4 protein-coding genes are annotated in these 5,764 nt (G+C 53.9%); all 4 read right to left on the bottom strand.

What is annotated here, in order from left to right; genetic code table 11:
• Positions 1-704 (bottom strand): transaldolase (locus HY879_24115; GenBank protein ID MBI5606430.1); only part of this gene is annotated, 704 nt, incomplete at its 3' end.
• The gene (locus tag HY879_24120) at positions 701-2,533 is read right to left on the bottom strand and encodes a transketolase (protein MBI5606431.1); all 1,833 of its coding nucleotides are present in this window, start codon (positions 2,531-2,533) and stop codon (positions 701-703) included. The genes HY879_24120 and HY879_24115, both read right to left, overlap by 4 nt.
• Before the next feature lie 2 nt (positions 2,534-2,535).
• Positions 2,536-4,086 (bottom strand): glucose-6-phosphate dehydrogenase, encoded by a 1,551-nt coding sequence (gene zwf / locus HY879_24125; protein MBI5606432.1) that lies wholly within the window; start codon positions 4,084-4,086, stop codon positions 2,536-2,538.
• A gap of 137 nt (positions 4,087-4,223) precedes the next feature.
• Positions 4,224-5,564 carry an insulinase family protein gene (locus HY879_24130; protein MBI5606433.1) on the bottom strand — a complete coding sequence of 447 codons (1,341 nt, stop codon included), beginning with the start codon at positions 5,562-5,564 and terminating at the stop codon, positions 4,224-4,226.
• Between the last annotated feature and the right edge of the window lie 200 nt (positions 5,565-5,764).

Consider the following 5,764-nt stretch of genomic DNA (forward strand, 5'->3'; position numbering starts at 1 on the left):
AAAGGCAGCCCTTTTTCCGCCCACTGTTTCAGGATTTCAAAGGGTGCGGTGATGATATCGGAGCCCAGTTCCAGGGCATAGAGCAGGTGATCGATGGTCCGGACACTGGCAGTCAGCACCTCCACATGGCCGTCCCCCTGATGATACATGCGGATGATATTGGTGATCAAATCCATGCCGTTTTCCCCGCGATCATCCAGCCGGCCGATAAAGGGCGAAACAAAAACAGCCCCTTTTTTTGCCACCCGGGTGGCGGCATAGACGGCCGCGGCCTGCTCCTGGGAAAAACAGAGGGTCAGGTTGACCCGGAGACCAAGACCAACCGCCTGTTCGGCGGCCTTCAAACCTTCGTGGGAAGTGGGAAATTTGATATGGGCGTTGGAAATCCAGGAAAACATCTCCCGGCCCTGTTTAAGCATCTCCCCGGCCGTGGTCGAAGGATCGGCGTAGACTTCCACAGATACGGACCCTTGGGGGATCAGGGCTGAAATCTCCCGGACCACCTTCCTGTAAAACCCGAAGATTTCCACCGCACTGAATCGGCTCCCTTTTTCAAGCCGCTGGCGGGCCTCGGGATTTTTGGAAATAAGGGTGGGATTGGTCGTCTGGCCGTCGAGGAATCCCAGAGAGGCGATGATTTCCCTGGTCTCTTCCGGGTTCCCTCCATCCAGGAATATGCGGGTCTTGAGGTTTTCCGGTCTCATAACAATTCCCTTACCTTTCTGATAATGGCCTCTTTCCCGATTTCTTCATAGGCCAGGAGTTCCTCCGGTGTCCCGCTCCCCGGGATGCGCTGCACGGCCAGGGACTGGATGGCCACCTGCGCACCGGCCAGGGCACTCCGGACCGCTTCCCCCAGGCCCCCTTCGGGGTGATGGTCCTCGACCGTGATCATGGCCCTGGTCTCGGCGGCGGCTTTTTTAAGTGCAGCTTCATCCAGGGGTTTGATGCTGTAAAGGTCCAGGACGCGCAATAAGATTCCCTGATCCTTTAACGCCGCATAAGCCTTCAGGGCCTCGAAGAGAGTGATACCTGCCGCCACGACCGTGATCCGATCCTGGCTGCTTTCCCGCAGGACCTTGGACCCGCCGATCCGGAAAGGTTCTTCCTTTGTATAAAGGATCGGCGTGGCCATGCGGGTGGTCCGGATATAAACGATTCCTTTATGCTGGGCGGCTGCTTCCACCAGGCGCTCGGTGGAGAAAGCATCGGAAGGGTAGAGGACTACGCTGTCCGAAATAGTCCGGAACTGGGCGATATCTTCCAGACCCATCTGGGAAGGTCCATCCTCGCCAATGGACACACCGGCATGGGAGCCGCAAAATTTGATATCGGCTTTGGAATATTGGGCCATACGGATTTGATCAAAGGCCCGGGTGAAAAAGGCGGCAAAGGTGGAAACAAAAGGAATCCTGCCCCGGGTGGAGAGACCCAGGGCTGTGCCGACCATGTTCTGTTCAGCCACGTACATCTCGAAAAACCGTTCCGGATAAGCCTCTTGAAAGATCTCGGCATAAGTCGAATTGCTGACCTCGGCATCGAGGACCACCAAATCCGGAAATCGGGGATAGATCCGCTTTAAGGCCGCTCCGTAGGCCTTGCGGGTGGCCACCGGCTTATCGGGTTCATAGAGGGGCGGGGCGATCTTTTGTGGAAGGATTTTCCCCGGCCTCAGATCCTCGGGCCGGGCAATCTCACCCCGAATGGTTTTGTCGGTCACGGCTAATTCTTGCAAGGCCTGTTCCAGTTCTCCGGCATTCAAGGCTTTTCCATGCCAGCCGTTTTTGTCCTCCACCAGGGAAACCCCTTTGCCTTTGATGGTCCTGGCAATGATCATGACCGGGCGGTCTTTGGCCGACAAGGCCTTTTGATAGGCCGGAAGAATTTGGTCAAAGTCGTGCCCGTCGATCAGGATGGTTTCCCAGCCGAAGGCGGCAATGCGTTCCTGGTAGGCCATCAGGTTGCGTCCGTAGAGGGTTTCCCCGCGCTGGCCGAGACGATTGCAGTCGATGATGCCGATAAGGTTATTTAATTTATAATGGGCGGCAATCTCCAGGGCCTCCCACTGGGAACCTTCGGCCATTTCGCTGTCCCCCAGGAGGCAATAGGTCCGGTAGGGCAGTCTGTCCAGGTATTTGGCATTCAAGGCCATTCCCAACCCGATGGATAGCCCCTGGCCCAGGGACCCGGTGGCGGCCTCGGTGTAACGGAAGGTGGCCGTAGGATGGCCCTCGAGGGGGCTGCCGAATTTTCTCAAGGAGAGGAGTTCGGACTCACTGACTTTGCCGGCAGCGGCCCAAAGGGTATAAAAAAGGGGAGAGGCGTGTCCTTTGGAAAAAATAATCCGGTCGTTGTTGGGGTGATCCGGTTGATCCGGATCAAAGTGAAAGATGCCGCTAAACATCAGGCCGGTCATCAGATCCGCGGCCGACAAGGAGGAAGTGGGATGACCCGAGCCGGCCGCAGTGGTGGAAACCAGGGAAAAATAACGGACCAAGGCAGCCAACTTTTCCAGTTTTTCTTTAGGTACCATGATTATTCCTTTTCCTCTTTAACCGCACAACGCCCCATGGCCTCCTGATAGCGCTGCAGACCGGGCAAGATCCAACTGCGTCCATCCCGGGCGATTAGTTCGTCTGCCGATTCCGGTCCCCAGGTACCGGCCTGGTAGTTGGGAAAATTGCCCGGGACCATCGACCCCCAGGCCTCCAGGACAGGGGTAATGACGGCCCAGGCCGCTTCGGCCTGATCCCCCCGCATGAAAAGGGTCAGATTGCCCCGCATCACTTCCAAAAGCAGGGTTTCATAGGCTTCAGGAGATGGCCCTCTGAAGGCCTCCTTATAATAAAACTCCATATCCACCGGACTTAAACGCATAGGCGATCCCGGATGCTTGGCTTGAAAGCGAAGGACAATACCCTCCAGGGGCTGGATAGAGATGATCAGACGATTCGGTCCCCGGTCATAGGACGGAGAGGAGGGAAAAATCTGGTGGGGCACAGGCCGAAACTGAATATTGACCTCTGAAACCCTGGCCGGCAGACGTTTCCCGGTACGCAAATAAAAAGGTACGTCCTGCCAGCGCCAGTTGTCCACAAAAAGTTTGAGGGCTCCGAAGGTCTCGGTTGACGATTCGGGAGAGACATTTCTTTCCTGGCAATAACCGGGGACGTGTTTCCCTTCGATCCAGCCGGAACCATACTGGCCCCGGACAGCGAACTGGCTTATTTCATCCTGGGGAATGGGACGGACAGCATGGAGGACATCCACTTTTTTATTCCGGATTTCGTTATCTTCTAAAGAGATCGTCGGTTCCATGGCAATCAGGCAAAGGATCTGGATGAGATGATTCTGGATCATATCGCGCAAGGCCCCGGCCTGATCAAAGTAATGTCCCCGGTGTTCCACGCCGATCTGCTCGGCTACGGTAATCTGGACATGATCGATATAGTGGCGGTTCCAGATCGGCTCGAACAGGGTATTGGCAAAGCGAAAGGCCAGGATATTCTGGACGGTCTCTTTGCCCAGGTAGTGGTCGATACGAAAAATCTGAGATTCGTCAAAGACCTGATTAAGGATCCTATTCAGTGTCCTGGCCGAGGTCAGATCACGGCCAAAGGGTTTTTCGATGACAATCCGGGTCCGCTCCCGCTCCAGGGAAAGCCGGGCCTTGCCGAATTGTTCGACAACTGTCTCTATAGACAGCGGGGGAACGGCCAGGTAAAAAATACGGACGGCCTGGGTGTCCCATTCTTTATCCAGAGTAAGGAGTTTTTGGGTCAATTGGCTGTAAAAAAGGGGGTCTTTAAAGTCGGCGATCTGGAAGCTTAAATGGGAGGCGAAGGCCGTCCATTTTTGATCTTCGGTTTCCCGACATCTGGAAAATTGATTCACCCCCTGGCGCAAGTGTTCGATAAAGGCTTCATCGGCCTGGGGTTTATGACCAAAGCCAAAGACTGAAAATTTTTCAGGCAGCTCATGATCCAGGAAGAGGTCATAGAGGGCCGGAATCAGCTTACGCCAGGCCAGGTCGCCCCCGATCCCTAAAATAACAAAGACGGTTGACCTGAGACGGATGTCAGACATAAGATCCCCCTAATCCCTTTTCCTGTGCTGCTAAAAGATATCAAGATCCTTCAATTTCATATAGTTATGTTGACCGGAAGGGCGGAATAAGTAAATGGGGGTTTTTCTGTATTTCCCGTTGCGGAAGGCTTTATTTTTTACCAGGCGTTTTTTAGTTGAATCTGCTTTTGATCGCCGACGACCACCAGGAGGAATTTTTCGGGTTTCAGATAGGTCCGGGCCACCCGCAGCACCTCGTCGGCCGTTACCTGATTAATGAGCTGCGGGTATTTATCCGGAAAGTCCAGACCCAAGCCATAAAATTCTATGGCCGATAAAAGCCGGACCAGTTTGGCATTGGTATCCATCCTGAAGGGGAAACTCCCGGTCAGATAGGCCTTGGCTTCGGAAAGTTCGGCAGGAGAAATTCCTTTTTCAAGAAACCGGTTCATTTCCTTCAGGATCTCGGACAGGGCCTGGTTGGTGTTTTGACTTTTGGTTTCCATGGCGATTTGAAAAGACCCGGGAAATTCCCGGGCATCGAAATAGCTCGAAACGCCATAAGTCAACCCCAGATTATCTCTGATGATATCCACCAGACGGGAGACAAAACCTCCCCCACCCAAAATGTAGTTCATGACTTGAATGGCATAATAATCCGGATTGGAGCGGGCAATCCCCAGGTGTCCCCAGATAATATTGGCCTGGGTGATGGGGCGTTCTATTTTTTCGATGACCGGACCGGGCAAAGCCGGTGGTTGAACCAGAGACGGGCGTTGGATCGGGGCCGGTTTCCAGTCCTTTAGATAGTGTTGGATCAGTTCACTGCTTTCCTGCAGGGTGATTTGTCCTACCATTAAAAGACTGGCATTGTTAGGTCGGTAATAAGACTGGAAAAATCGAATAATATCTTCACGGGTCATTGATGAAAGGGTGGAAACAGAGCCTTCCTTGGGATGGGCATAGGGATGGGCCCCGAACAATTTTTTGGCAAAGGCCAATTGCGCCACCTGGTTCGGATCTTCTTCCATCCGTTTCAAACGGGCTTTCAAGGCCGAGACCTTACGCTCGATTTCCTGAGGGGAGAAGGCGGGATTTAAAAGGATGTCGGAAAGGATGGAAAGTCCCAGGGGCAGATCCTTCTTAAGAATGGCCAGACTGATAGTGGCATAATCCGATTCGGCCGAGGCGGAAATGGAACCGCCGACCGATTCGATCTGCCGGCTGATTTGAGTGGCATCTCTTTGGGTGGTCCCCTGGGGCAGCAGTTCGGATACCAGGTTGGCCAGTCCCAAAAGGTTTGGGGGGTCCAGCGTAGAACCGGCCCGGATCAGGACTTGGAGATGGATGGTCGGGAGCTGGTTCCTTTCCGAAACGATCAAGGTCAATCCATTGGGAAGGCGGGTTTTTTGGGCAAAGGACTGGGCCCAAGACCCGGTGGCAAAGGCTGCCGAGCAGAATGTTAACAGGGCGATCATTACACCAACTTTATAGACCATTTTCACCTCATAAAAATGAATACCAGGGAGAGCGCACCCCCTGCGGCAAAAGCGTGTCGGCCCGTAGTAGGACGGTCCTCATATCAGTTTAATTTTTAAAATAATGTCGGAAACTTCTCCGTCATTCCGGCGAACCCCGGATCAGGTCCGGGGCAGGCACCGGAATCCAGGAGGTATTCAGAGACGAAAAAAGACTCTGG

The organism is Deltaproteobacteria bacterium, from assembly GCA_016219225.1.
Taxonomy (GTDB): Bacteria; Desulfobacterota; RBG-13-43-22; order RBG-13-43-22; family RBG-13-43-22; genus RBG-13-43-22.